Origin of the sequence: Microbacterium aerolatum (assembly GCF_007988825.1) — a bacterium.
Taxonomy (GTDB): Bacteria; Actinomycetota; Actinomycetes; order Actinomycetales; family Microbacteriaceae; genus Microbacterium; species Microbacterium aerolatum.
This window is the reverse complement of the sequence record NZ_BJUW01000008.1, coordinates 55,284-79,622: the sequence shown is the minus strand read 5'-3', so window position 1 is coordinate 79,622 and position 24,339 is coordinate 55,284. Positions and strand designations below refer to the sequence as shown.

The following is a 24,339-nucleotide window of genomic DNA, read 5'->3' as shown; positions in this document are numbered from 1 at the left end:
TCACCGGCACGCAGCCGCGGCGTCGATGAGTGACTGCGGGGGAGTGCCGTAGGCCGACGTGCCGTTGGCGTCGTCATGGAAGCCCATGCCGATCGCCCATGCCGTCGCCCAGGCCTCGATCGTTCCCTGGTCGCTGTCGTCGTACATGCCCTTGCACTTCACGCTGATCGCGTGCCCGACCTCGTGCGCGACCAGCGCTCTGCTTCGATCGCCGGGCCAGTACCGGGCGACCGAGTCCGACAGCTCGAGGTTCGCGTACCCGGGTTCGCCGTACCACCACGTCGCGTAGCCGCCCATGCTGTCGGCCTCGCCGTACCCGTTCACAAGCGGCGACCAGTCGAAGTCGAGCAGTACGCCGGGGGCCAGATCGCGGGCGAAGGCTTCGATCTCGACCCGCGCGTCATGCAGCGGTCCCTGCTTCTCGGCGAGTTCGGCCTGTTCTGAGGACAGCATCTGCGCTGCAGCCGACTCGAGCTCGGCGTAGGCCTCCGCGGACGTCGCGTCCAGGGCCGCCGCTCCGCTGAGTCGCTCCGCGGCCCGTCGTAGCGCGATGATGTCTGTGTTGCGGGCAGACACGTGCGCTGACTCGAAGGCACCCGCGGCCTCCGCGGCCGAGAGGACTGCGGCCGTGCCCGTCGTGTTCACGGCATCGGATGCCGTCGCGACAGTCGAACGCGTGTCGTCGAAGTCGCCGTGATCTTCGGTGAGCTCGTCGCGATCGGTGTTCAGCTCGGCGGTGGCGCCGAACAGCTCCCACGCCCAGGCGGGCTTGTCCGTCGGCTCAGGCAGCTTCTCGTCGATGAGCGCCGCAGCCTCGTCCTGCGCGTCCGTCGCCTCCGATAGAGCAGCGGTGAAGGTCTCCTTGGAAGCGGCGTCCATGAGGTTCCCGCTGTCGGTCTCGGCGACGGTCGTGGCGACATCGGTCGTATCGGTCAGCGCGAGCAACGTGCGCTCGAGCTCGTCCTGGCTCGCCTTCGCGTCGTCCGCGGCATCCTCGAACGCGAGCAGAGCGTCGTCGTAGCCGACGTTCGCGGCCCAGTGAGTGCCGGCGCAGGCGGCGCCGATCACGAGGATGCCGAGCGCCGTCAGAATCAGGCCGGTGCGTCGGCGACGGGGCTTGCGTTCGGATGCCGGGGCGGGCTCTGCGGCGGCGCCGAAAGCCGATTCGATCTGATGACCGCCTGACGGAGGAACCGGTGACGCTGCCACGTGTCCTCCTCATGAAAGGGAGATGGAGGGGCTGACGAGAATCGAACTCGCATCATCTGTTTGGAAGTGACCCAGATCCCTCGTTCTGAACTTGCGTCGTTCCGGGGTTTTTCCGGGTCAGACGCGAAATCAGAGTAGCAGTTGTTGACACCTGTTTACGCCTATTTACACTGCCGGAGTACACGCGAGTACACGAAACATCCGGCACCAACTCAATCGGCGGTTGTCATCTTGGAAGCCTTGATCGCGCCGTGAGGTGTCATGCCGAGCACGTCGGCGATCTGCTGCCAGGTGTGTCCCTCGGCGCGCGCGTCGAGGATCAGTGCTGCGCGGTCGGCATATAGGGAGTTCACTCGCTGGCTGAGTTCAGCATGGGCGCGGGCGAGATCGTCGAGACTCATGGACATGAGTGTAACTGTGAGTTGCATCGCGCGCGCAATGATGTAACCATCAGTTACATGACCACTCAACTACCAATCCCTGATCTGCACCGGTCGATCTCCTGCCCTGTGGAGTGGTGCAGTGGATCAATCTTGGACCATGGGGGCGCTGGCGATGAACCCGGGGACTGGGTGCATAGCGACGGCCCCGGAGTCGTGGTGATGCCGGGACTCACCCTGTGCCGCAGCCAGATCGCGTCTGGGCCTGTGCGTTGGCACCTCTTCTCGCGCGTCGAAGAGGTTGCCCAAGCCGGGACACGGCAGGAGCTCGCCGACGTGCTTCGCATATGTGCGAGCGCTATCGAAGGCGGCACGCGATGAAGCGCGCCAGCACGCTTGCCCCGGCTTGGCGCACCGCGCTCGAGGCATTCGCGGTCGACAACCCCGGCGAGGGTGCGGCCCATCGGGCGAGAATCACACGCCTGCGCCGCCTGGCCGAGGACCTCGGCGGCGATCCCTGGGACGTCACCCCGGCAGACATCGAGGCGTGGATGGAAGGGCTCGACGCCAGCCCTGATGCCATGCGGAAGTACAGGCAGGCAGCACGCCGCTTCTATCGTTGGGCAATCGCGGCCGGACACATCGACGCAAACCCTGTCGTCGCTGGCGTCATCAGCCAGTACGCGCCCGATGATCGGTGGAGTGATGCGCTGTCGCAGTTCGACAAGGCGCAGAGCGGAGCGAGAATCGCGCCGGCGACCACTCTCAGCCGGGTCGGTCACATTCGCCGGTTCGCTCGTGAAACCGGACTGGAGCCGTGGAAGGTCACCGCAGCCGACTACGCAGCGTGGATCGCGTCGATACCTGGCGCCGGGACAACGCGGGCGAAGCTGCGCGACAGCCTCCGTGCGTTCTACCGGTGGGCGCACCAATGTGGGCGGATCGACGTAGATCCAACGGCCGAGGCGAGCAGGCGTGCAACGACACCCGACGTACCGGAACCGTGGGACGCGCAACTGCGTCCGTGGCGATCGTGGTTGCGCAGCGCTGGATACCCGGAAACGACGGTACGCCTACGCCTCACGCAAATACGGGCGTTCGCCCGCGATCACGCATCGTTGGACCCATGGGACGTCACCATCGACGACCTCATCGACTGGATGGCAGGCCAGCGTTGGATGAGCGAGACCCGCCGTGCGTACAGGTCGGCGTTGCGTTTGTTCTACCGTTGGGCGATCGACACTGGCCGCATTGACGTCGACCCGACCGAGCGACTGCCGACAGTGCGCATGAGCAAGCCGCAGCCTAGGCCCGCGCATGACGACGAATACGAACGCGCGTTGCGGCATGGAAGCCACAGTGACCGACTCGCGCTGCGCCTTGCGGGTGAACTCGGCATGAGGTGCGCGGAGGTGGCACAAGTACATGCTCGCGACATCACCCGCGCCGATGACGGCTGGACGCTGCTCGTGCACGGCAAGGGGTCCAAACAACGCGTGTTGCCTATCCCCGACCACCTCGCGAACCTGCTGCGCGCGCACGAGGGGTATGTGTTTCCTGGAGACCACAACGGTCACGTGGGTACGATCTGGCTTGGCAAGCGGATATCGCGCCTGCTGCCTGATGGTGTGACCATGCACTCCTTGAGGCACAGGTTCGCCAGCAAGGCCTACAACATCGACCGCGACGTATTCACTGTTCAGCAGCTACTCGGTCACTCGTCCCCGGCGACGACACAGCGGTACGTCCTCGTCAACGACGATGCGAAGCGCCGACTTGTCGACATGATGTCCACTGGTCGCTGAGCAGACGAGAGGCGCCCACCCGATCCAGGATAGGCGCCTCTCAACCTCACATCATGCGGCGCGGTCCACGAGCCCTCGCAGTTCGAAGAGCACCTCGTCGCGATCGCACTCTAGCGCCGACGACGCCAGGGCAATCGCGGCCTCGACGACGACGGCAACGCCCATGAGGATGTCCGTGACGTCCGTTCCAGCTTCGACGCCGAGCGGGGCGAGCGCTTCCTGGATGAACTGGTCAGCGGCGAGCTGCTGACTTGGGGCCGGCGGATTGCTGACCGACACGAAGTCGAGCAGCGCCGAACCGATGCGCTTCTGCGAATCGATCATCAGTCCCAGTCCTGCCCACTCGTGACGATCCGCGCCCCGACGCGAATCTGTGTGTTCGAGATCCGACGAACCTCACGGTCGAACTGGGATGTGTCGACGCCCACGCCCACGGTCATCCGGGGCTTGATACCGCCGATGGTCTCGGCGGCGCTCTTCGCTGTCGCGATCGCCTGCGCCGCGGTCGCGGAGAGCACGATCTTGTCACCCTCGATGCGCGCAATCACACCATCGACATCGCCCTCGAACGCTGACACGTCAGCCGATGCCTGCCCAGTCTCCGCCGAGATGAGGATCTGGGCGCCGTCCGGGAGCGTGAGAAGCCGATTCCCCAGCTCATCAATCTCCTCACCAACAGTGCCCGCGTCGGAGAGCAGCCCGAGCAGCACGCCCTGCTGGTCCTGATACTTGCGGTTCGCTTCATCGACGACGCCATTCAGCTCCCGTCCAGCGGTGATAGCGCTCTGGTTCGCCTCGAGCATCTTTTGCTGCTCGGGAGTGAGGGCCTTGAGGGCTTCGCGCTGCTCTTCCGCAAGCGACAGATTCTCCCGGCGCGCATCCGAAACCACGCCGTCAACGACGGCCAGTGCATTCGCATCGCCCACATAGGCACGCACAGCGGTAGGGAAGTCGACGCCGAGCGCGTCGGCGTACGCCTGAACCTCTTTGCGTTTCTCAGGGTCGGTGATCACGTCAGAGGCAGCGGCAGCGATGGTGGTCGCGTCGAGCACGGTGGAACCGGCTTCGATGAACGCCGAGGCCATGTCACTGGCCCGCGCCTCGAGCGCTTCGGCACGCTCGTTGATGGTGTCCATAGCGCCGATGACCAGGCCCAGGCCAGCAGCTCCAGCCGCCGTCGCGGCGAGGCCGCCGATGCCGCCGAGCGCACCCGACCCGGCAAGGCCGGCGAGCGTGTCCTGTGCGATCTGAGGGAGGTCTTCGAGATCACCTCGGAACGACGAGAACGTCTCGCCGAGATTCTGCTTGAGCTCGTCGCCGACCTCTCTCGAGGTGTCACCGAGCTTCCGAAATCCCTTGTCGCCGATGTCGTCGACAGACTTCTCGGTACGTTCGGACTGGCGTTGCACGTCGCGGAGGGAGTCTTCGAGGTCGTCCCCGGCACGCCTGCCGTCGCGGCCGGTCTCGCGGAACTCGTCACCGATATCGCCGATCGCACGCTCGGCGTCTTTCGCGTTCACGCCGTACGCGCGGAGCGCATCCTTGATCTCGTCGTCTGACTTGCCCGCCTCGCGGGCGGCCTTGGCCACCTTGTCGGCGAACGAGTCGACCTTGCTGCCAGAGCGGGCGGACTCGTCGGCGATATCGCCTACCGCGTCCTCCAGATCGGCGAGGGCCTTCTTGCCGTCGCCGGCGCCCTTGACGACACCGGACGCGTTCAGCCCCATGTCGATCTCGAACCGCTTGCTGGTCATCGCGGATCACCTCCCGATGCGGCAGCGCGCACGCGATCGGCGCGCGTGCGGCCGTCGAGCAGCTCGGCGGCACGCTCGGTGAAGTGCTGAAGGCGGTGCGCTTCGTAGCACGCCTCGCAACTGCGCACCTTCGGACGCCGCCAGTCGCTCACGCCCGGCCACGCGCGTGAGTTGACCGCGCCGTTCGCAGGGTCCTCCGATCCGCACACCGGGCACTGCATGAGTGCCAGTCGTGTCTGCTCGCGGCGGGCGGCGTCCTTCTCGGCCTGCTGTGACGCTTCGGCATCGGCTATGAGCCGCAGAGTTACGTAGGCGTCCCACGAGCGCCCCGCATCGCCCAGAATGGCGGCAGACAGCGCCGCCACCTGCGCTCGGAACTCGGCGGCATGCTCGCGAGCCTCACGGGTGCGCGATTCCTCTTGCCGAAGATCAGTCGGGGTGCCACCGAGGACGGCAGAAACATCAACCGGGACATGGCGCGGCGGCACCTTCCCGGCGTTCTGAGTGTCAGCGACGAACCGTGTCAGATGCTGCTCGATGCGTGACCCGTTCGAGAACGAACGCGCTCCGCCGCGGTCGGCCACGGACTCATTGAGGTACTCGCTCCAGTCCCGATCGGTGAGTGGCGAGAGGTGCGCGGCGACTTCCGTCGCTCGAGCCGCCACAGTGTCGTTGAGCCTCCTCGGGATCCACATTTCAGGCGCGGCGGATTCGCTCGAGCGCGGCGCAATGGCGTCGGGCTCCTTCTTGCTTGTCAGTCCGAACATCACGCGTTCACCTCCGACCGGTGAGCGTCGATGTACGACTGGAGGTCGGCGAGGCGGATGCGGACGAGGAGTCCCACGCGAACTGTCGGCAGCTCGCCGTCTGCGATCAACCGGCGGATTGTGCGGGATGAGACGCCGGCCGCGCGCGCAGCGCTGGCGACGTCGTAGAGCAGCGGCTCTTGAATGGTCTTCGACACGGGGAGTGTCCTCTCAATGAAGTGGCCAGCGCCGAATCTGTTCGGCGGGCGATGCTTCGAGAGGGTCTGAACTCACTCACGTGTTTCGCTCACGGTAGCAAGTGGCGTGGACATCGGCCAGCGCGCCACATGACACCGAGTGAAATTGAAACTGAGTATCGCGAAGTCTGGGACTCAGTTCAGGGGGGGATTTTGCTCTTGGAGCCGAAGGCGGGGGTAGTGCCGATCCGCAAAAAAAGACCGCCTCGACGGGTCGAGCGCCGTTCGCCGTGGTCGAGCTGCGCCGTCGATCCCGCCCAGGTGAAGCAGGTGAAGCACCTTGTGCCCCTATTTCTCTCTCCACTTTTTCTATGGGTAAGGAGTAGTAAAGAGGGTGCTTCACCTGCTTCACTCCAGTGATTGCAAGGCATCCAACGTGCTTCACCCGCCCCCCCGAGGGTGCTTCACGGGTGCTTCACTACGTGCTTCACCGGACAAGTGTTCGACGCTCAGACCCCTTATCGTGTCGGCTCGACGGGGAGCGCGAGGGGCCAGGGCGCCCCGTGAAGCACCCGCCGCCCACCGTGAAGCACGTAGTGAAGCACCCAGCGCTACGCGTCGTGCGGCTCGATCATGACGCCGATCCCGGTGTATACGCGCGACATCTTGCCGCCGATGCGGCGCCCCGCTGAGGTGACGCCCACTTGCTTCAGCCGTCCTCCGAACGGACCCGATGACATCGCCTGGTAGCCGTTACGCCGCGACCACTTCACGTAGTGCTGATACACCGTGTCGCGGACGTCGGACTGCTCGACGTCGTGCAGCACGCCATCAGAGTTGAACCACATCATGAATGGGTCTGCCTCGTCGAGCATCTTCCGTGTGGCCTCTTGGACGGCGGCAGGCGGATCGAAGCGCGGCCGAGTCGTGCGCTCCATGAGCCGCCGCAGCGCGATCATGGCCTCGTTGAAGATCCCCGGCGCCTCGGCGTACAGGTCCTGCTCATTGAAGCCCGCGAACTTGCCGCGCAATGGCACATTGAAGTCCAACGCGAGCCAGCGCCGCCGCCAGCCTTCGGAGCTGTCCGAGGTACGGAAGTAGTTGTTCACGGAGAACACCGGCACCGCGTAGGACTTGAACTTGAACGGCGCGCCGAACTTGTGCGATGTCGTCACATAGTCGTCGCCAGTGATGGTCTTGAACACCTCGGGGTTCTCGATGTACCGACTGGATACGTCGCCGGCCAGGTTGATCATCTTGCCGTAGAGGGTTGCGAGCTCGAACTTGCCTTCTGCGATCTGATGCAGCGTGAGCGCGGCCATGTTGTCGGCACCGATCATGTTCTCGAGCACGCGCATGAGCGTTCCCTTGCCGTTGCCGCCCTCGCCGTAGAACAGGAACGCGATCTGTTCGGGGTTGCCGGTCATGAGCAGGTAGCCGAGCACCTCCCACACGTGCCGGATCACCTGAGCGTTGTCCTCGAACGTCACCCTGAGCCAGTCACGAAAGACAGGACACGTCGCCGTGGCGTCGTACCGGAACTGGAGGCGATTCAGAGCGCCCAGCCTCGGATCGTGCCCGCCGAATTCGTGCGCCTTCCAGTAGTACACGCCGTTCATCAGCACGATGTGATCCAGGTAGCCTTCCCCAGGGATGACAGGTGGCCCGACTTCGGGGATAGTCACGTTCAGAAGGTGGGCTTCTACCTGGCCGAGCACCGTGGCCGAGTATCGGTCGCCGAGAGCCGCGGCTACGCGCGCCTTGATCAGCCCTTCGCGTGGCCGGTAGATGCCGGCATCGGTGTCGTACTCGTGGTAGGTGCCGTCGATCGCGCGCCCGAGATCGGGCGCGATCCAGCTCGCAACGTCGACGGCACTGAGCTTGCCGGTATCCGGGTTGATGAATTGAGCGGTCACGATGTCGGGTCTTCCCACGAGTACGGTTCCCAGGTGTGCGGCACGATCAACTCAACGCGAGATAGTGACCCGTCATCGCACTGAGCGTGTCTGACGCCAATCACACCGCGGGCGCTGCTCGGCACGGGATACGCAGGGAGCCCGTAGCCGTGCTTCTCGTGCCCGCGGTATCGGCTCACGTGCTCGTCCGCATAGGGACAGTCGGCGAGAACGACGAACCGGCCAGGATTACCCTCGGCGGGGCGGATCAGCCGCACAATCGACGCCGGAAGCTGAACGGCAGACGCGAACACGGTGAATCCGTCATACCCGCCGTCCTCCCACTCGAACAGCGCGCCGAGCGCGTCGATGAGCGATGCACGGTCGGGAACGGCCACGCCGCGATACGCGAGTGATGCCCGCAGAATCGTCGGGTCTCCGAGCACGTACTCATCCCGCGCCTGCGCAGTGACGGCCGGCAGATGCTGCTTGAGCCAACTCAGCGTGTGCTCGACGCTCGTGACCTTCACAGCACACCTGCCTTGCGCAGATAGGCAGTTGCGGTGCGGATCTCGGAGCGGGACAGCATGACGGCCAGTGGAGTCGCTGAGACGAGGCGCCCGAGTGCGGCGCGAAACTCGCGCGAGGTCGGCGACAGCGAGCGCTCGGCATCCGGCATCGCTTGCATGAATAGCGCGAGCTGCCGCGCGCACAGCGGCGCACCTACCGGCAGCGCAATGGTGCTCAACGGTTCACCTGCGAGGCGAGCACCGGGCGAGTGTTCTCGTCCAGCCAGGTCTGCAGGTCGGCGGGACGGAACCTCAGGTAGCGTCCGACCTTGATGTACGGAATGCGGCGCGTGCTGACGAGGTGGCGCAGTGTGCGCTCGGCGAGGCCTGTGGCCTCCATGGCTTCGCGAAGGCTCAGCGTGCGCAGATCGGGGTTGACAGGTGTACCCATGGTCTTTCTCCAAGGAATAGCTCCACTGGACCGACGCGCGAACGCGCCGATACAGTTCCCTCTATTCCGTGGAGGATCACCATTACGCCAGACCCGTTGTCTGACTCGCTTCACCCGACCCCGGTTCTCACGGGACACCCCAGCGAAGCTGACCCCGGTATACCCCTCTGAACCCAGGAGCACGGACCCTCGACGCGAGCGCCGAGACATTGGTATGACCCCCGGCGGGGCCTGATACCGGGCTACCCGTCACTATAGCGAATACATGGGACAACTCGACTTCTACTGTCGTGCGTGTCACACGGCGCGTAGTCGCGGCACGTCGCCCGGTACTGACATGAGCGCATCGAGGCGCTCGGCGATGAGGCGGTCGGAGTCGTCGGCGGCGTGCGCGTAGATCTGCGCAGCGCGCATCGTCGTATGGCCGAGGCGCTTCTGCACGTCGGGCACGCTCGCGCCGATGCGATAGGCGAGGGTCGCGCCGGTGTGGCGGAGGTCGTGCCAGGTGAGGTCGGTGCGATCGATGATCTTGCGCGCCTTGCCGAATACCTGGCTCAGACGGGTGCTGGACACCGGCGCGCCGGTCTCGAGCGTGAACAGCAGTGCGTCGGGATCGTCGGGTACGAACTCGGCCAGGTGCTGCTCGAGGTCGGCGAGCACGGTGCGCGGCAGGTGGACCGTGCGGCGGCTCTTGGCGGTCTTGGTTGGGCCGAAGGTGATCGACTCGCCGGGGATCTGGATCAGGGCGCGCTCGACGCGCACGGCGCCGTCGGTGAGGTCGATGTGGCGGCGTGCGAGGGCGAACAGCTCGCCGTAGCGCAGGCCTGACCAGGCGGCGAGGGTGACGGCGGCGGCGAGGCGGCGGGGCATGTGGGCGGCGAGCTGCTGGACTTCGGCCGGGGTCGCGGTGCCGCGCTCGCGGGTGCGTGAGGTGCCGGCACTCTTGATCTGGCAGGGGTTGGTCTGCAAGAGCCCGTCCGTGACGGCGGTGGAGAGGATGCCGCGCAGCACCCGGTACGCGTTCGCGGCGGCGGCGTGGCCGGCGTTCTCCGGTGCGGTTCGCGCCGTCGTCGGCATCGGCGAGCCAGCCGCGCGCCATGCATCCATGAGCTTCGGGCTCAGCCGGCCGGTCTTGGGCACATCGATACCCTGTGCACGCGCCCAGACGCGTGCGGGCTGGGTCGGTCGCGAGCCGGGGCGGGTGCCGCGCGTGGTGGCGTGCTCGCGCGCCGCCTGATAGACGGCCGCGTACCAAGTGCGGACGACAGCGGGGGACAGGTCGGCGACATCCATCGTGCCGAGCTCGACGCCGCGCGATCCGCCGGCGGCGCCGATGCGGGGGACGAGCCACCGGTCGATGGTGGCGCTGTAGTGCGCGAACGTGCGCGGCGCGAGATCCGGGCGCGCGGCGAGCCAGGTCGCGGCGTACTCGGCGAGCATGATGCGACCGGCATCAGGGTCGCGCCAGGTGCCCCGCGTCCGGTCGGCATGCTCGCCGGCCAGCCATGACGAGGCGGCGTCCTTCGTGGCGAAGGTCGCCGGTGCCGAGATGCGGCGCCCCTCGTGCCGGTAGAACGCACGCCAGCGGCCGCTCGGGAGCTGCTGAATCGTGCCCCATTGGCCAGGGGCTCGGCGGGTGGCGGAGCGCTTGCGCGGGGACGGTGATGCGGTAGCGGCCATGGGAGCCTCTCTCGGTCAGCGCGTGAGTACACGCGAGTACACGAGAGGGTCTGAACTCACTCCCAGACGACCACCGGAGCCGGATCAGAAAACCCACCTGATCAGGTGTTTTCCAGTGGAGGGGCTGACGAGAATCGAACTCGCATCATCTGTTTGGAAGACAGAGGCTTTACCACTAAGCTACAGCCCCGGACCCTTCGACAAGCTCAGGGACCGTCCCGGCATCTGAATACCGGACTCAACGATCATAGCGGACGTTGAGCGTGCTCCCGTCCGTTAGACTCGACGAGGCCGTTCCCGCGCGCGGGTTCAACCGGGGCGTAGCTCAGCTTGGTAGAGCGCCCGCTTTGGGAGCGGGAAGTCGCAGGTTCAAATCCTGTCGCCCCGACCACGGCCCCTCGACCTCAGGCCGCGCCTGTCGCGCGGAAATCCAAAGGAGAACACACCAGCATGGCGAACAGCACCGTTGAGAAGCTGACCCCGACCCGGGCCAAGCTCACCATCACGGTCACCCCGGACGACCTCAAGCCCTCCATCGCGCACGCGTACGAGCACATCGCGCAGGACGTGCAGATCCCCGGCTTCCGCAAGGGCAAGGTCCCCGCGCCCATCATCGACCAGCGCATCGGGCGCGGCGCCGTCATCGAGCACGCCGTCAACGAGGGCCTCGACAAGTTCTTCCGCGAGGCGGCCGGCGAGCACAGCCTGCGCATCGTCGGTCGTCCGTCGGCCGACATCACCCAGTGGCCGAACGAGAAGGACTTCTCCGGCGACCTGATCGTCGAGGTCGAGGTCGATGTGCGCCCCGAGATCGAGGTGCCCGAGCTCTCCGACATCACGCTGACCGTCGACGCCCTCGAGGCTGACGAGGCGGCGCTCGACGCCGAGCTCGACAACCTGCGCGCACGCTTCGGCACGCTGATCCCCGTCGACCGTCCCGCCGCCAAGGGCGACTTCGTCGAGCTCGACCTCGTCGCGGCCATCGACGGTGCCGAGATCGACCGCGCCGAGGGGGTCTCCTACGAGGTCGGCTCCGGCGAGCTGCTCGAGGGCATCGACGACGCCGTCGAGTCGCTGACCGCGGGTGAGGACACCACGTTCCGCTCCAAGCTCGTCGGCGGCGACCACGCCGGTGAAGAGGCCGAGGTCTCCGTCAGCATCAAGTCGGTCAAGGAGCGCGAGCTTCCCGAGGCCGACGACGACTTCGCGCAGATCGCCAGCGAGTTCGACACCATCGCCGAGCTGCGCGACAGCCTCGCCGAGCGCGTGAACGAGCAGGGCGTCTTCGCTCAGGGCTCCGCGGCCCGTGACCAGCTGATCGAGGCGCTTCTCGAGAAGATCGAGATCCCCGTCCCGCCGCAGCTCATCGAGGACGAGGTGCACAACCACCTCGAGTCCGAGAATCGTCTCGAGGACGACGAGCACCGCGCCGAGGTCACCGAGGCCAGCGAGAAGCAGTTCCGCACCCAGGTCCTGCTCGACACGATCGCCGAGCAGTCCGACGTGCAGGTCTCGCAGGAGGAGCTCAGCCAGTACCTGATCCAGTCCGCAGCGCAGTACGGCATGGCGCCGCAGGAGTTCGTCGAGGCGCTGCAGTCGTCGAACCAGCTCCCCGCGCTCGTCGGTGAGGTCGCCCGCAACAAGGCCCTCGCGATCGCGCTCGGCAAGGTCAACGTCGTCGACTCGAACGGCAAGTCCGTAGACCTCTCGAGCCTCGTCGCCGTCGACGATGAGGACGAGGCTGCTGAGGCTCCGGCCGAGGAGAAGGCTGCGAAGAAGCCTGCTGCCAAGAAGGCTCCGGCCAAGAAGCCTGCGGCCAAGAAGGCCGACGACGCCGCTGACGAGAAGCCCGCCGCGAAGAAGGCTCCGGCCAAGAAGGACGAGGCCAAGAAGGACGAGGCCGACAAGCCCGCCGAGAAGAAGCCGGCCACCCGCGCCGCCGCGAAGAAGGCCGCCGAGAAGGCCGAGTGATCGCACAGCGATTCTGACGAGAGGACGGATGCCCACGGCATCCGTCCTCTCGCGTATTACGAGGAGAACGATGGACGACTGGCAGGATCGCGTCGACGCCGTCTGGGATGACGACACGCTCTCGGACGACGACAGAGTCAGGGCGATCGACGCACTGGCGCTCGAACGCACCGCAGAGGACCCGGTGGCGCTGTTCGAACGGGCAGGTGCGCGGGACTCCGCCGGCGCGGAGATGGCTGCAGTATCTTTCTACCGCCGTGCGCTGGCGGCGGGACTCGATGAGTCGCGCCGCGAGCAGGCGACGATCCAGCTCGCCAGCACGCTGCGCACCCTCGGCCGCATCGACGAGAGCCTCCGGATGCTGAAGGAGAAGCGCGAGCGCGGGGGAGCCCTCAGCGATGAGGCAGCGGCGTTCTATGCGCTGGCGCTCGTGTCGGCCGGTGACAGCGTGGGCGCGGCATCCATCGCTCTGGAGACGCTGGCTCCGCACCTGAGTCAGTACCGGCGCTCGGTCACGGCGTACGCCCGCGAGTTGCGCACGACGCGCTGATATGCCGACGGCGAACACGACCTGAGGGCTGCGTCGTCGCCGGTAGATTCGAATCACCGAACACGGAAACAGGAGCTTGAAATGGCTGAACCCCTTGTCGCGACCAGCGTCTTCGACAGGCTGCTGAAGGACCGCATCATCTGGCTGGGCTCGGAGGTGCGTGACGAGAACGCCAACGAGATCTGCGCGAAGATCCTTCTTCTCGCCGCAGAGGACTCGGAGAAGGACATCTATCTTTACGTCAACTCGCCCGGTGGTTCGATCACCGCGGGGATGGCGATCTACGACACGATGCAGTTCGTGCCGAACGACATCGTCACCGTCGGCATCGGCATGGCCGCGTCCATGGGCCAGCTCCTGCTGACGGCCGGCACGAAGGGCAAGCGCTACATCACCCCGAACGCGCGCGTGCTGCTGCACCAGCCGCACGGTGGCTTCGGTGGTACTTCCAGCGACATCCAGACGCAGGCGCAGCTGATCCTGTCGATGAAGCGTCGCCTGGCCGAGATCACGGCCGCACAGACCGGCAAGTCGGTCGAGCAGATCGACGCCGACGGTGACCGCGACCGCTGGTTCACAGCCGAAGAGGCGCTCGAGTACGGCTTCGTCGACCACATCCGGGAGTCGGCCACCGACGTCATCGGCGGCGGCGGAACCGACCAGGACACCAAGTAAGCGGAAAGCGAGAGCACTCTCATGTACACACCCACCTTCCGCGCTGCCGGCAACATGCCCTCCAGCCGCTACGTCCTCCCGCAGTTCGAAGAGCGCACCGCCTACGGCTTCAAGCGCCAGGACCCGTACAACAAGCTGTTCGAAGACCGCGTGATCTTCCTCGGCGTGCAGGTCGACGACGCGTCGGCCGATGACGTGATGGCGCAGCTGCTGGTTCTGGAGAGCCAGGATGCCGAGCGCGACATCACGATGTACATCAACTCGCCCGGTGGCTCCTTCACCGCCATGACCGCGATCTACGACACGATGCAGTACGTCGCGCCGCAGATCCAGACCGTCGTGCTCGGGCAGGCGGCATCCGCGGCATCCGTCCTGCTCGCCGCCGGCGCGCCGGGCAAGCGTCTCGCGCTGCCCAACGCTCGCGTGCTCATGCACCAGCCGGCCATGGGTGAGGCAGGTCACGGACAGGCGTCCGACATCGAGATCCAGGCCGCTGAGATCCTGCGCATGCGCACGTGGCTCGAGGAGACCATGGCCAAGCACACCGGTCAGCCGGTGGAGAAGGTCAACAAGGACATCGACCGCGACAAGATCCTCTCGGCCGCCGAGGCGCTCGAGTACGGCATCGTCGACCAGGTGCTCACCACGCGCAAGCGTTCCTGACCCTGTTGATCGGGAAGGGCGGCAGTCACTGCGACTGCCGCCCTTCGTCGTCTCCTCGCAGATGTGCACGGCGCTCGCCCCTTCTGCTCATGTGAGCACGCGGATGCGCGCGTGCGTGCTCACGCCTACGCTGGAGACAGACGAAAGGGGGATGCCGTGGATGAAGATCTGCTCACCGTGCGAGTCGCCGAGCTGTACTACGACGAGACCAAGACGCAGGACGAGATCGGCGCCCTCCTGAAGATCTCCCGCTGGAAGGTTGGCCGGCTCCTCACACAGGCACGCGAGAAGGGCATCGTGCGCATCGAGATCGTGCACCCGCGTGCCCGTCGCCTGGGCCTGGAGCGCGAGCTCGCCGAGCGTTTCGGTCTCGGGGATGCCGTGGTGGTACCGGCGCCCGAAGACGAGGGCGCCGAGCTCGAACGCGTCGCGCAGGCCGCTGCCGACCACCTCGCGGCTCTCCGTCCCGTGCCGCGCACTCTCGCCGTCAGCTGGGGGCGCACCCTCACTGCGGTCGCCGACGCGCTGCCGGAGGGGTGGGCCACCGGAGTTGCCGTCGTGCAGCTCAACGGCGGCGTCAGCCTCAACCGGCGCTCCGGGGGAGCCGCGAGCCTCGCCATGACCATCGCCCAGCGCGCAGGCGGCCAGGCGACGCTGCTGCCGAGCCCGGCGATCCTCGAACGTGTCGAGACGAAGCAGGCGATCGAATCCGATCGCACCGTCGCCGGCATCCTCGAGCAGGCCGCCGATGCGCAGACCTACCTCTTCTCCGCCGGCCCAGCCGACGCATCCTCGGCGCATGTCGAGAACGGCTATCTGAAGCCCGCCGACGTCGAGGAGCTCGCCCGGCGCGGCGCGGTCGGCGATGTGCTGGGCCGCTACATCGACGCGGACGGCAACGTCGTCGATCCGCAGCTCGACGCACGAACGGTCGGCGTGAGCCTTGACCGTCTGCGCACCGCGAAGCAGGCGATCTTCGTCACCGCGGGAAGCGCCAAACATGACATCGCGCGTACAGTCGTGACCAGCGGCCTGTGCAGCGTTCTGGTGACCGACGAGACCACAGCCCGAGCATTGTTGGAGGAACGATGACGACGACAGAACTGACCCGCCGCACCGCGGTGGACGTACTGGGCGGTGAGCCCGACGATGCGACGCTTCGCCGGTTCCTGCACGGCCTGCCCGGCGTCGACGCGACCGGCCTCGAGCAGCGCGCGGCCGGCCTCGGAACACGCTCGATCAAGACCACCTCGAAGGCGTGGGCGATCGACAAGATCATCTCGCTGATCGATCTCACCACCCTCGAGGGCGCCGACACCCCCGGCAAGGTCCGGTCGCTCGTCGCGAAGGCCAAGACGCCGGATGCGGCAGACCCCTCCACCCCGCTGGTCGCAGCTGTCTGCGTCTACGGCGACATGGTCGGTCACGCGGTCGAGGCGCTCGGCGCACTGCACGGCGACCCAGACGACGGGAAGATCTCGGTCGCGGCGGTCGCGACCGCCTTCCCGAGCGGACGCTCGTCGCTCGCCATCAAGCTCGCGGACACCGCAGAGGCGGTCGCAGCCGGCGCCGACGAGATCGACATGGTGATCGACCGCGGCGCGTTCCTCTCCGGCCGCTACGGACTCGTCTTCGACCAGATCGCCGCCGTGAAGGAGGCCTGCCGCCGCGAAGACGGCACCTACGCCTCGCTCAAGGTGATCCTCGAGACCGGCGAGCTGAACACCTACGACAACATCAAGCGGGCCTCATGGCTCGGCATCCTCGCCGGCGGCGACTTCATCAAGACCTCCACCGGCAAGGTCCAGCCCGCCGCCACGCTGCCGACGACGCTCCTCATGCTCGAGACCGTGCGCGATTGGTACCGCGGCACCGGCGAGAAGATCGGCGTGAAGCCGGCCGGCGGCATCCGCACCTCGAAGGACGCCATAAAGTACGTCGTCACCGTGGCAGAGACCGCGGGAGAGGAGTGGCTGCAGCCGCACCTGTTCCGCTTCGGTGCCTCGAGCCTGCTCAACGACGTCCTCCTCCAGCGTCAGAAGCTCACGACCGGCCACTACTCCGGCCCCGACTACGTCACGATCGACTGAGGGAACAGAAACATGTCATTCCTGGAATATGCCCCGGCGCCCGAATCCAAGGCGATCCTGAACCTGCGTGACAGCTACGGCCTGTTCATCGACGGCGAGTTCGTCGACGGCAGCGGAAAGAGCTTCACGACCATCTCGCCCGCAGACGAGTCGCACATCGCCGAGATCGCCGGTGCCTCGGACGAGGACATCGACCGCGCCGTCACGGCCGCGCGTCGCGCCTACGACAAGGTGTGGTCGAAGATGAGCGGCCGCGACCGCGGCAAGTACCTGTTCCGCATCGCCCGCCTCGTTCAGGAGCGGGCCCGCGAGCTCGCCGTCGCCGAGAGCCTCGACAACGGCAAGCCGATCAAGGAGAGCCGCGACGTGGACGTACCCCTCGTCGCATCCTGGTTCTTCTACTACGCCGGCTGGGCAGACAAGCTCGACTACGCCGGACTCGGCGCGAACCCCCGCGCGCACGGTGTCGCCGGACAGATCATCCCGTGGAACTTCCCGCTGCTGATGCTGGCCTGGAAGATCGCCCCCGCCCTCGCCGCCGGCAACACGGTGGTGCTCAAGCCCGCCGAGACCACGCCGCTGACGGCGCTGATCTTCGCGGAGATCCTGCAGCAGGCCGACCTGCCCGCCGGTGTCGTGAACATCGTCACCGGCGCAGGCTCCACCGGTGCGACGCTCGTGCGTCACCCCGAGGTCGACAAGGTCGCCTTCACGGGTTCGACCGGCGTCGGCCGCGACATCGCCAAGGCCGTCGCCGGCACTGACAAGAAGGTCACCCTCGAGCTCGGCGGCAAGGCCGCCAACATCGTGTTCGACGACGCGCCGATCGACCAGGCCGTCGAGGGCATCGTGAACGGCATCTTCTTCAACCAGGGCCACGTGTGCTGCGCCGGCAGCCGCCTGCTCGTGCAGGAGTCGATCCACGACGAGGTCCTGGACCGTCTGAAGACGCGCCTGTCGACGCTGCGTCTGGGCGACCCGCTCGATAAGAACACCGACATCGGCGCGATCAACTCCGCCGCGCAGCTCGCCCGCATTCGCGAGCTCAGCGACATCGGTGAGGCCGAGGGCGCCGAGCGCTGGACTGCCGACTGCGCGATTCCCGAGAAGGGCTTCTGGTTCGCTCCGACGATCTTCACCGGCGTCGAGGCATCCCACCGGATCGCCCGGGACGAGGTGTTCGGCCCCGTGCTGTCGGTGCTGACCTTCCGCACGCCCGCTGAGGCGATCGCCAAGGCGAACAACACCCCGTACGGGCTGTCGGCTGGCATCTGGACCGACAAGGGCTCGCGCATCCTCGCCGTCGCCGACCGGCTGCGCGCCGGTGTGGTGTGGGCGAACACGTTCAACCGCTTCGACCCGGCCAGCCCGTTCGGCGGCTACAAGGAATCCGGATACGGCCGCGAAGGCGGCCGCCACGGTCTCACCGCATACCTCAAGGGAGCCGCAGCATGAGCAAGCGACTGACAGTGCCCAAGACGTACAAGCTCGCGATCGGCGGGGCGTTCCCGCGCAGCGAGTCCGGCCGCACCTACGAGGTGCTCTCCGCCAAGGGGGCGTTCCTCGCGAACGCCGCCAAGGGCTCCCGCAAGGACGCTCGGGATGCCGTCGTCGCCGCCCGCGCGGCGGTGAAGGGCTGGTCCGGTGCCACGGCGTACAACCGCGGGCAGGTGCTGTACCGGGTCGCCGAGGTGCTCGAGGGGCGTCGCGCGCAGTTCATCGACGAGATCACCGCCCAGGAGGGCGTCTCGGCAGGCGCCGCAGCCGCACAGGTCGACGAAGCCATCGACCTGTGGGTCTGGTACGCGGGCTGGTGCGACAAGTACGCGCAGGTCGCGGGCAACGCCAACCCGGTCGCCGGACCCTACTTCAACATCTCCGTGCCGGAGCCGACGGGAGTCGTGGCAATCGTCGCGCCGCAGGACTCGACCCTGCTCGGCCTCGTCTCCGTCGTGGCTCCCGCCCTGGTGGCGGGCAACACGGTCGTCGTGGTCGCGAGCGAGAAGTACCCGCTGTCGGCGATCAGCCTCGCTGAGGTGCTCGCGACGAGCGACGTGCCGGGGGGAGTGGTCAACGTGCTGACCGGTTCGCCGGCGGAGATCGCGCCCTGGCTCGCCTCGCACGCCGACGTGAACGCGCTGGATCTGGCCGGAGCCGGTTCGCTGGAATGGGTCGATCTGCAGATCGCAGCGGCCGACACGCTCAAGCGCGTGCTGGCGCCGGGAGCGGTGACGGCGTCGCCGGAGCGGATCGCCGCGTTCACCGAGACGAAGACGGTGTGGCACCCGAAGAGCATGATCTGATCACAACCGCGGCCAATGCGGCTGAGTGTCCGAGGGAGAGGTTAGGCTCGAAGATGTCTCTCAGGCTCTCCAAGGAGGATGCGCATGGCCCGAATCGGTGAAAGCGCTGACCTGTTCAAGTGCTCGTTCTGCGGAAAGAGTCAGAAGCAGGTGCAACAGCTCATCGCTGGCCCCGGTGTGTACATCTGCGACGAGTGCGTCGAGCTGTGCAACGAGATCATCGAAGAGCGCATGGCGGAGTCGTCCGCCGAGGGCGTCGCCGACTTCGAGCTGCCCAAGCCTCGTGAGATCTACTCGTTCCTCGAGGAGTACGTGGTCGGCCAGGAGCAGGCCAAGCGCTCGCTGTCGGTGGCGGTCTACAACCACTACAAGCGCGTGCGCGCGCACGGCACGCTGCAGCTGGCCGAGCAGAAGGCCGACGAGGTCGAGATCGCCAAGAGCAACATCCTGATGATCGGTCCGACGGGTTGCGGCAAGACGTACCTCGCGCAGACCCTCGCCAAGCGCCTCAACGTGCCCTTCGCGGTGGCGGACGCCACGGCGCTCACCGAAGCCGGCTATGTCGGTGAGGATGTCGAGAACATCCTCCTCAAGCTGATCCAGGCTGCCGACTACGACGTCAAGCGCGCCGAACAGGGCATCATCTACATCGACGAGATCGACAAGATCGCGCGAAAGTCTGAGAACCCGTCGATCACCCGCGACGTCTCCGGCGAGGGCGTGCAGCAGGCGCTGCTCAAGATCATCGAGGGAACCGTTGCAGCCGTGCCCCCGCAGGGCGGACGCAAGCACCCGCACCAGGAGTTCCTGCAGATCGACACGACGAACGTGCTGTTCATCGTCGCCGGCGCTTTCGCCGGGCTGGAAGACATCGTCTCCTCGCGGGTGGGCAAGCACGGCGTCGGCTTCGGTGCGCCGCTGCACGACAAGAGCAAGGACCTCGACCTGTTCAGCGAGGTGCTCCCCGAGGACCTGCACAAGTTCGGCCTGATCCCGGAGTTCATCGGGCGTCTTCCGGTCGTCGCCTCCGTCACTCCGCTCGACCAGGATGCGCTGATCGATATTCTCACCGGTCCCCGAAATGCACTGGTCAAGCAGTACCAGCGCATGTTCGAACTCGACGGTGTGGAGCTCGACTTCGAAGAGGACGCGCTGCGATCGATCGCCGACCTCGCGGTCGAGCGCAAGACCGGTGCCCGCGGCCTGCGTGCGATCCTCGAGGACGTGCTCGGTCCGATCATGTTCGAGATCCCGTCCGCGGAGGACGTCAAGAAGGTCGTCGTCACTCGCGCGTCGGTCGAAGAGGGCGCCCCGCCCACCGTCGTCATGGAGCGCAAGCGCAAGAGCGCCTGAGGTCTCATGACCGAGGAGCAGGTGCGTCCTGTGCCCTGGAAGGTCATCGACACCGATACGGTCGTCGCCGACCGGTGGATCAGGTTGCGCGCCGACACCTGCGTGGACGCCGCCGGTCGCACCATTGCGCCGTACTACGTGCTCGAGCCGGCCGAGTGGGTCTCGGTTCTCGCGCTGAACACCGACGGTGACGCGGTCGTCGTGGAGGAGTACCGGCACGGGGCCGGCGTCGTGGCGCTCGGGACGATCGGCGGGGGCGCGGATGCTGACGAGTCACCACGGGATGCCGCGGTCAGAGAGCTTCGCGAGGAAACCGGCTACGAGCCGCGCGAACTCGTCGATCTCGGTGCCACCTGGGCGAACTTCGGGAATCACACCAACCGCGTGCACCATTTCCTCGCGCTCGATTGCGTTCGCGTGGCGGAGCAGTCACTGGATGCCGGCGAGATGATCGCCGTGCGGGTGCTGCCGCTCGAGGGACTCGGCGACCGGCTGCAGCAGAGCTATCACCAGCTCACCTGGTACAAGGCTCTGGCTCACCTCTGAGTCAGTCTCCGATGTGGCTCCCAACCGGGCACAACTTCGGATCACGCCGACGACACGCCGCCTACAGCGTCGACTCCGCGGCGAGTCGCACCGCGCATCCGAAGTTGTGCCCGCAGCTCATCCCAGCCCGCGGCGCTTGAGCAGCGGGGCGATCTCGGCGGTCCTGGACGAGCCTGCTGGCGCGGGGCGTTGAGCGAAGGCGCGTAGCGCCGAAGACGAAACGGGCTGAGCGAGCGACAGCGAGTCGAAGCCGTGATTCGCGTCATTTCAACCCCGGGACGCGACCTGCTCGATCCGGATGTCCGAGGTGCGAAGTACCTTCGCGGCATGCGACCGTTTCAGATCTCCGTGCCCGACGATGTGCTCGACGACCTTCGGGAGCGGCTGAGCCGCACCAGGCTGCTGCCCGATTCACCTCGCCGCCCAGAGACAGGCATGAGCTCGGCGTACCTGGGCGCGCTGATCAGGTCGTGGCGCGATCTCGACTGGCGGGCGCGCGAAGCGTGGCTGAACCAGCATCCGCAGTTCATCGCCGATGTGCGGGGGACCGGCATCCATTTCGTCCATCTGCGATCCGCGCGCGCCGAAGCTCCTGCGCTGCTGATCATGCACGGCTGGCCGCACACGTTCGCGCTGCAGCTCGATCTCGCTCGGCTGCTGCCCGATTTCCACGTGGTGGTTCCGAGTCTGCCCGGATTCGGCTTCTCCGCACCGTACGACGGCACCATGACCGAGACCGTCATGGCCGACACCATGCACGAGCTGATGACCGAGACGCTCGGCTACCAGCGCTTCCTCACCTACGGAGAGGACGTGTCGGCCAACGTCAGCGACCTGATCGCCGCCACCTACCCGGATGCCGTGCAGGGGATCCTCGCGACCCACGCGCACTTCGGCACCGACGAAGAACGCGCACAGCTCGACGACCCGGCCGCGCGAGCGTTCTTCGACCGGCTTGCCGCCTCCGGCGGACCCGACGGTGCGTATGGCCACGTTCAGGGCACGCGGCCCGACACTCTCGCCGCTGCCCTGAACGATTCACCCGCCGGCCTCCTCGCGTGGATCGGCGAGAAGCTGGTCGAATGGAGCGACACGCCCACCTCGGAGCCGCACCTGTTGGAGCGTCGAATCTCGCGCGAGCGCATCCTCACCGAGGCGATGATCTACTGGACGTCGCAGAGCATCGCGACCTCTTTCCGGCCGTACTTCGACGGGGGAGAGCAAGAGACGATTCCGCCCGTCGAGGTGCCGGCTGCCGTCGCGATCCAGCGTCACGAGCACGACTACCCCGAATCGGTCGCGCGCAGCTACTACCGCGACCTTCGCTCGTTCGAGCGGATGCCGGAGGGCGGCCACTTCACGGCCGCCGAGGTTCCGCAGGCGATGGCTGACCGCCTGCGGGCATTCGCGACGGAACTGGGGCTGTTGCACAGCTGAGGGCCGCCGGAACTCATCCCAGCCCGCGGCGCTTGAGCAGCGGCGCGATCTCGGCGTCGCGACCGCGGAAGTCGCGATACGCTCCCAGCGGATCCTTCGATCCGCCGACACCCAGCAGGCGTGCGCGGAAACGGTCGCCGTTCTCACGGGTGAGCCCGCCGTTCTCACGGAACCACTCCACGGTGTCGGCGTCGAGCACCTCGCTCCAGATGTAGGAGTAGTACCCGGCGCTGTAGCCGCCGGAGAAGACGTGCGCGAAGTACGTCGACGAGTACCGGGTCGGCACAGCGGGGTTGTCGAGCCCGATCTCGCCGAGAGCCTCTGCTTCGAATGCGGCGACGTCGGTCACGGCGTCCTGCGTGCCCAGCCGGTGCCACGCCTGATCCAGCCACGCGGCGGCCAGATACTCGCTCGTGTCGTGACCCTGGTTGAACGTCTCCGTCGCGCGCAGCCGCTCGACGATCGCGGCGTCCAGCGGCTCGCCGGTCTCGTAGTGCCGCGCGTAGTTGTCTAGCACCTCGGGCCACAGGATCCACATCTCGTTGACCTGGCTCGGGAACTCCACGAAGTCGCGGAACACGTTCGTCCCGGCGAAGTGCGGGTAGTTCACCGTCGCGAACAGTCCGTGCAGGGCGTGCCCGAACTCGTGGAACAGCGTGGTGACCTCGTCCAACGTCAATAGGGTCGGCTGGCCTTCTCCGGGCTGCGCGACGTTGAGGTTGTTGACCACGACCGGTGCCGTGCCACGCAGGGCGGACTGGCTCACGATCGGGTTCATCCACGCTCCGCCGCGCTTCGTGTCGCGAGTGTAGAGGTCGAGCACGTAGAGCCCGAGTGGCGACCCGCCGGGGTTGAAGACCTCGAATACCCGAGCGCCGGGGTGGTACGCGACGAGGTCGTTGCGCTCGCTGAATGTCACGCCGTACAGCTGCGTCGCGGCGTGGAAGACGCCGTCCTGCAGGACGCGTTCGGCCTCGAACCACGGACGCAGCGCCGCCGTGTCGATGTCGTACTTCGCCGCGCGCACCTTCTCGGTGTAGAACGCCCAGTCGTGCGCCTCGAGGGCGAACGGCTGCCCCTCCGTCTCATCGATGATCCCCTGCAGCTCTGCCTGCTCCTCGCGGGCGTTGGATGCCGCGGCAGGAGCGAGCCGGTGCAGCAGATCGGACACGGCATCCGGACTGCCAGCCGTCTCGTCCGCCGTCACGTACGCCGCATGAGACGAGTAGCCCAGGAGAGCGGCGCGCTCGGCGCGCAGGGCGACGATCTCGGTCAGCACCGCGCGATTGTCGTTGTCATTGCCGCGCGCCGCACGCATTCGCGATGCCGCCATGATGCGGCGCCGGCTCTCGCGGTTCGTCAGCGACGACAGGTACGGATGCCCCGTGAAAAGCGGGAGCGTGATGAGGAATCCGCCCTCGTGACCGCGGTCGGCTGCGGCCCTGGCGGCTGCGGACAGTTCGCCCGACGCGAGTCCGTCGAGCTCCTCAGCCGTCTCGAAGAACACCGCGAGATCGTTCGTGTCGGCGAGCAGATTCTTCTCGAACGTCGTCGTGAGCGTCGAGAGCTGCTGGTTGAGCGCTGTCAGCGTCGACTTGGCCGCATCGTCGAGGCCGGCTCCCGCGTGCGTCATCTCACGGAAGTGCCTCTCGACGAGGTAACGGCTCTCGGAGTCGAGTTCCAGATCGTCGAGCTGCTCGTGCAGCGTCTTGACCCGCCAATAGAGCTGTGCGTCGAGGCGGATCGCATCCTCATGAGCAGCCATCAGGGGAGCGAGCTCCTCGTCGATCGCCTGGATCTCGGCCGTGGCATCCGCCGAGCTCACCGTGTAGAACGCATGCGCCACTCGCTCGAGCATGGCGCCCGCCTGCTCGAGCGGCACCATCGTGTTCTGGAAGGACGGCATCGATCGCACCTGCGTGATGGCGCTGATCTCTGCGAGATGCTCGTCGAAGGCGGCACGGAAAGCCGGAAGGTAGTGCTCGGGGCGGATCGCCGAGTAGTCGGGAAGCGCATAGGGAAGGACGGAAGGCGTGAGAAGCGGGTTCGCGACATCGGTCATCACACGAGCCTACGACGCGGTCCGAGATTCACGCAAAGAAACACTTGCAAAGAAGTCTTTGCA

General features: G+C 66.7%; 24 protein-coding genes and 2 tRNA genes. 13 read left to right on the top strand and 13 right to left on the bottom strand.

Translation table 11 applies throughout. The features are described from left to right. Together MAE01_RS10005 and MAE01_RS10000 are read right to left on the bottom strand one after the other, a co-directional pair. Nucleotides 1-1,209, bottom strand: coding sequence for a hypothetical protein (locus MAE01_RS10005; protein WP_147039406.1), 1,209 nt, complete (start codon nt 1,207-1,209; stop codon nt 1-3). A gap of 212 nt (nt 1,210-1,421) precedes the next feature. After that, a complete protein-coding gene (locus tag MAE01_RS10000; protein ID WP_147039405.1) occupies nt 1,422-1,610 on the bottom strand; it encodes a hypothetical protein in 189 nt (62 codons plus the stop codon). 356 nt (nt 1,611-1,966) lie between these two features. Between MAE01_RS10000 and MAE01_RS09995 the strand changes: the two genes are divergently transcribed. Beyond that, on the top strand, nt 1,967-3,394 hold the full coding sequence (locus MAE01_RS09995; RefSeq protein WP_186806199.1) for a tyrosine-type recombinase/integrase: 1,428 nt from the start codon (nt 1,967-1,969) through the stop codon (nt 3,392-3,394). A gap of 51 nt (nt 3,395-3,445) precedes the next feature. On the opposite strand, the gene MAE01_RS09990 is transcribed toward MAE01_RS09995, so the two are convergent. The 10 genes from MAE01_RS09990 to MAE01_RS09945 form a co-directional block, all read right to left on the bottom strand. Beyond that, complete coding sequence (locus tag MAE01_RS09990; protein WP_147039403.1) at nt 3,446-3,718, bottom strand: hypothetical protein; 273 nt, start codon at nt 3,716-3,718, stop codon at nt 3,446-3,448. After that, complete coding sequence (locus MAE01_RS09985; protein WP_147039402.1) at nt 3,718-4,983, bottom strand: hypothetical protein; 1,266 nt, start codon at nt 4,981-4,983, stop codon at nt 3,718-3,720. Before MAE01_RS09985 ends, MAE01_RS09990 begins: the two co-directional genes overlap by 1 nt. A gap of 161 nt (nt 4,984-5,144) precedes the next feature. Beyond that, entirely contained in the window at nt 5,145-5,918 is a 774-nt protein-coding gene (locus MAE01_RS09980; RefSeq protein WP_147039401.1) for a hypothetical protein, read from the bottom strand. After that, entirely contained in the window at nt 5,915-6,112 is a 198-nt protein-coding gene (locus MAE01_RS09975; RefSeq protein ID WP_222591670.1) for a helix-turn-helix domain-containing protein, read from the bottom strand. The genes MAE01_RS09980 and MAE01_RS09975 overlap by 4 nt, the downstream gene beginning before the upstream one ends. Nucleotides 6,113-6,702: 590 nt before the next feature. Beyond that, nucleotides 6,703-8,007, bottom strand: coding sequence for a DNA primase family protein (locus tag MAE01_RS09970; protein WP_147039400.1), 1,305 nt, complete (start codon nt 8,005-8,007; stop codon nt 6,703-6,705). Continuing rightward, nucleotides 8,004-8,516 carry a hypothetical protein gene (locus MAE01_RS09965; RefSeq protein ID WP_147039399.1) on the bottom strand — a complete coding sequence of 171 codons (513 nt, stop codon included), beginning with the start codon at nt 8,514-8,516 and terminating at the stop codon, nt 8,004-8,006. The genes MAE01_RS09970 and MAE01_RS09965 overlap by 4 nt, the downstream gene beginning before the upstream one ends. Continuing rightward, nucleotides 8,513-8,734: a hypothetical protein gene (locus MAE01_RS09960; protein ID WP_147039398.1), complete on the bottom strand. Its 222-nt coding sequence runs from the start codon at nt 8,732-8,734 to the stop codon at nt 8,513-8,515. Before MAE01_RS09960 ends, MAE01_RS09965 begins: the two co-directional genes overlap by 4 nt. After that, nucleotides 8,731-8,946 (bottom strand): helix-turn-helix domain-containing protein, encoded by a 216-nt coding sequence (locus MAE01_RS15985; protein ID WP_186806198.1) that lies wholly within the window; start codon nt 8,944-8,946, stop codon nt 8,731-8,733. Before MAE01_RS15985 ends, MAE01_RS09960 begins: the two co-directional genes overlap by 4 nt. 297 nt (nt 8,947-9,243) lie before the next feature. Then, complete coding sequence (locus MAE01_RS09950) at nt 9,244-10,626, bottom strand: tyrosine-type recombinase/integrase (RefSeq protein WP_147039396.1); 1,383 nt, start codon at nt 10,624-10,626, stop codon at nt 9,244-9,246. Between the two features lie 116 nt (nt 10,627-10,742). Continuing rightward, a tRNA-Gly gene (locus tag MAE01_RS09945) sits at nt 10,743-10,816 on the bottom strand. A gap of 124 nt (nt 10,817-10,940) precedes the next feature. Here MAE01_RS09945 and MAE01_RS09940 point away from each other — a divergent pair. The 12 genes from MAE01_RS09940 to MAE01_RS09885 all read left to right on the top strand — a co-directional run bounded on the left by MAE01_RS09940 (nt 10,941) and on the right by MAE01_RS09885 (nt 22,214). Next, nucleotides 10,941-11,017 (top strand) — tRNA-Pro (locus tag MAE01_RS09940). 59 nt (nt 11,018-11,076) lie between these two features. Further along, nucleotides 11,077-12,597 (top strand): trigger factor, encoded by a 1,521-nt coding sequence (gene tig / locus MAE01_RS09935; RefSeq protein WP_147039395.1) that lies wholly within the window; start codon nt 11,077-11,079, stop codon nt 12,595-12,597. Nucleotides 12,598-12,667: 70 nt separating this feature from the next. After that, on the top strand, nt 12,668-13,147 hold the full coding sequence (locus tag MAE01_RS09930) for a tetratricopeptide repeat protein (protein WP_147039394.1): 480 nt from the start codon (nt 12,668-12,670) through the stop codon (nt 13,145-13,147). An 81-nt stretch (nt 13,148-13,228) separates the two neighbouring features. Next, nucleotides 13,229-13,822, top strand: a complete 594-nt coding sequence (locus MAE01_RS09925; protein WP_147039393.1) for an ATP-dependent Clp protease proteolytic subunit — start codon at nt 13,229-13,231, stop codon at nt 13,820-13,822. A gap of 21 nt (nt 13,823-13,843) precedes the next feature. After that, a complete protein-coding gene (locus tag MAE01_RS09920; RefSeq protein ID WP_147039392.1) occupies nt 13,844-14,485 on the top strand; it encodes an ATP-dependent Clp protease proteolytic subunit in 642 nt (213 codons plus the stop codon). A 156-nt stretch (nt 14,486-14,641) separates the two neighbouring features. After that, nucleotides 14,642-15,577: a sugar-binding transcriptional regulator gene (locus tag MAE01_RS09915; RefSeq protein WP_147039391.1), complete on the top strand. Its 936-nt coding sequence runs from the start codon at nt 14,642-14,644 to the stop codon at nt 15,575-15,577. Continuing rightward, on the top strand, nt 15,574-16,575 hold the full coding sequence (deoC, locus tag MAE01_RS09910; protein WP_147039390.1) for a deoxyribose-phosphate aldolase: 1,002 nt from the start codon (nt 15,574-15,576) through the stop codon (nt 16,573-16,575). The genes MAE01_RS09915 and deoC overlap by 4 nt, the downstream gene beginning before the upstream one ends. A gap of 12 nt (nt 16,576-16,587) precedes the next feature. Beyond that, nucleotides 16,588-18,030: an aldehyde dehydrogenase family protein gene (locus MAE01_RS09905; RefSeq protein ID WP_147039389.1), complete on the top strand. Its 1,443-nt coding sequence runs from the start codon at nt 16,588-16,590 to the stop codon at nt 18,028-18,030. Next, nucleotides 18,027-18,878, top strand: coding sequence for an aldehyde dehydrogenase family protein (locus MAE01_RS09900; protein ID WP_147039388.1), 852 nt, complete (start codon nt 18,027-18,029; stop codon nt 18,876-18,878). The genes MAE01_RS09905 and MAE01_RS09900 overlap by 4 nt, the downstream gene beginning before the upstream one ends. 84 nt (nt 18,879-18,962) lie before the next feature. After that, nucleotides 18,963-20,231, top strand: a complete 1,269-nt coding sequence (clpX, locus tag MAE01_RS09895; protein ID WP_147039387.1) for an ATP-dependent Clp protease ATP-binding subunit ClpX — start codon at nt 18,963-18,965, stop codon at nt 20,229-20,231. Between the two features lie 6 nt (nt 20,232-20,237). Continuing rightward, a complete protein-coding gene (locus MAE01_RS09890) occupies nt 20,238-20,777 on the top strand; it encodes an NUDIX hydrolase (protein WP_147039386.1) in 540 nt (179 codons plus the stop codon). 327 nt (nt 20,778-21,104) lie between these two features. Then, nucleotides 21,105-22,214: an epoxide hydrolase family protein gene (locus MAE01_RS09885; RefSeq protein ID WP_147039385.1), complete on the top strand. Its 1,110-nt coding sequence runs from the start codon at nt 21,105-21,107 to the stop codon at nt 22,212-22,214. Between the two features lie 13 nt (nt 22,215-22,227). Here MAE01_RS09885 and MAE01_RS09880 read toward each other — a convergent pair whose 3' ends face one another. After that, the gene (locus MAE01_RS09880) at nt 22,228-24,276 is read right to left on the bottom strand and encodes a M3 family metallopeptidase (protein ID WP_147039384.1); all 2,049 of its coding nucleotides are present in this window, start codon (nt 24,274-24,276) and stop codon (nt 22,228-22,230) included. Nucleotides 24,277-24,339: the final 63 nt, after the last annotated feature.

What these genes read in the sequence shown, in the direction of transcription:
- MAE01_RS10000 (WP_147039405.1), bottom strand. Translation starts at nt 1,610, where the DNA reads ATGAGTCTCGACGATCTCGCCCGCGCCCATGCTGAACTCAGCCAGCGA.
- MAE01_RS09995 (WP_186806199.1), top strand. Translation starts at nt 1,967, where the DNA reads ATGAAGCGCGCCAGCACGCTTGCCCCGGCTTGGCGCACCGCGCTCGAG.
- MAE01_RS09990 (WP_147039403.1), bottom strand. Translation starts at nt 3,718, where the DNA reads ATGATCGATTCGCAGAAGCGCATCGGTTCGGCGCTGCTCGACTTCGTG.
- MAE01_RS15985 (WP_186806198.1), bottom strand. Translation starts at nt 8,946, where the DNA reads ATGGGTACACCTGTCAACCCCGATCTGCGCACGCTGAGCCTTCGCGAA.
- MAE01_RS09950 (WP_147039396.1), bottom strand. Translation starts at nt 10,626, where the DNA reads ATGGCCGCTACCGCATCACCGTCCCCGCGCAAGCGCTCCGCCACCCGC.
- tig (WP_147039395.1), top strand. Translation starts at nt 11,077, where the DNA reads ATGGCGAACAGCACCGTTGAGAAGCTGACCCCGACCCGGGCCAAGCTC.
- MAE01_RS09930 (WP_147039394.1), top strand. Translation starts at nt 12,668, where the DNA reads ATGGACGACTGGCAGGATCGCGTCGACGCCGTCTGGGATGACGACACG.
- MAE01_RS09925 (WP_147039393.1), top strand. Translation starts at nt 13,229, where the DNA reads ATGGCTGAACCCCTTGTCGCGACCAGCGTCTTCGACAGGCTGCTGAAG.
- MAE01_RS09920 (WP_147039392.1), top strand. Translation starts at nt 13,844, where the DNA reads ATGTACACACCCACCTTCCGCGCTGCCGGCAACATGCCCTCCAGCCGC.
- deoC (WP_147039390.1), top strand. Translation starts at nt 15,574, where the DNA reads ATGACGACGACAGAACTGACCCGCCGCACCGCGGTGGACGTACTGGGC.
- MAE01_RS09905 (WP_147039389.1), top strand. Translation starts at nt 16,588, where the DNA reads ATGTCATTCCTGGAATATGCCCCGGCGCCCGAATCCAAGGCGATCCTG.
- MAE01_RS09900 (WP_147039388.1), top strand. Translation starts at nt 18,027, where the DNA reads ATGAGCAAGCGACTGACAGTGCCCAAGACGTACAAGCTCGCGATCGGC.
- clpX (WP_147039387.1), top strand. Translation starts at nt 18,963, where the DNA reads ATGGCCCGAATCGGTGAAAGCGCTGACCTGTTCAAGTGCTCGTTCTGC.
- MAE01_RS09890 (WP_147039386.1), top strand. Translation starts at nt 20,238, where the DNA reads ATGACCGAGGAGCAGGTGCGTCCTGTGCCCTGGAAGGTCATCGACACC.
- MAE01_RS09885 (WP_147039385.1), top strand. Translation starts at nt 21,105, where the DNA reads ATGCGACCGTTTCAGATCTCCGTGCCCGACGATGTGCTCGACGACCTT.
- MAE01_RS09880 (WP_147039384.1), bottom strand. Translation starts at nt 24,276, where the DNA reads ATGACCGATGTCGCGAACCCGCTTCTCACGCCTTCCGTCCTTCCCTAT.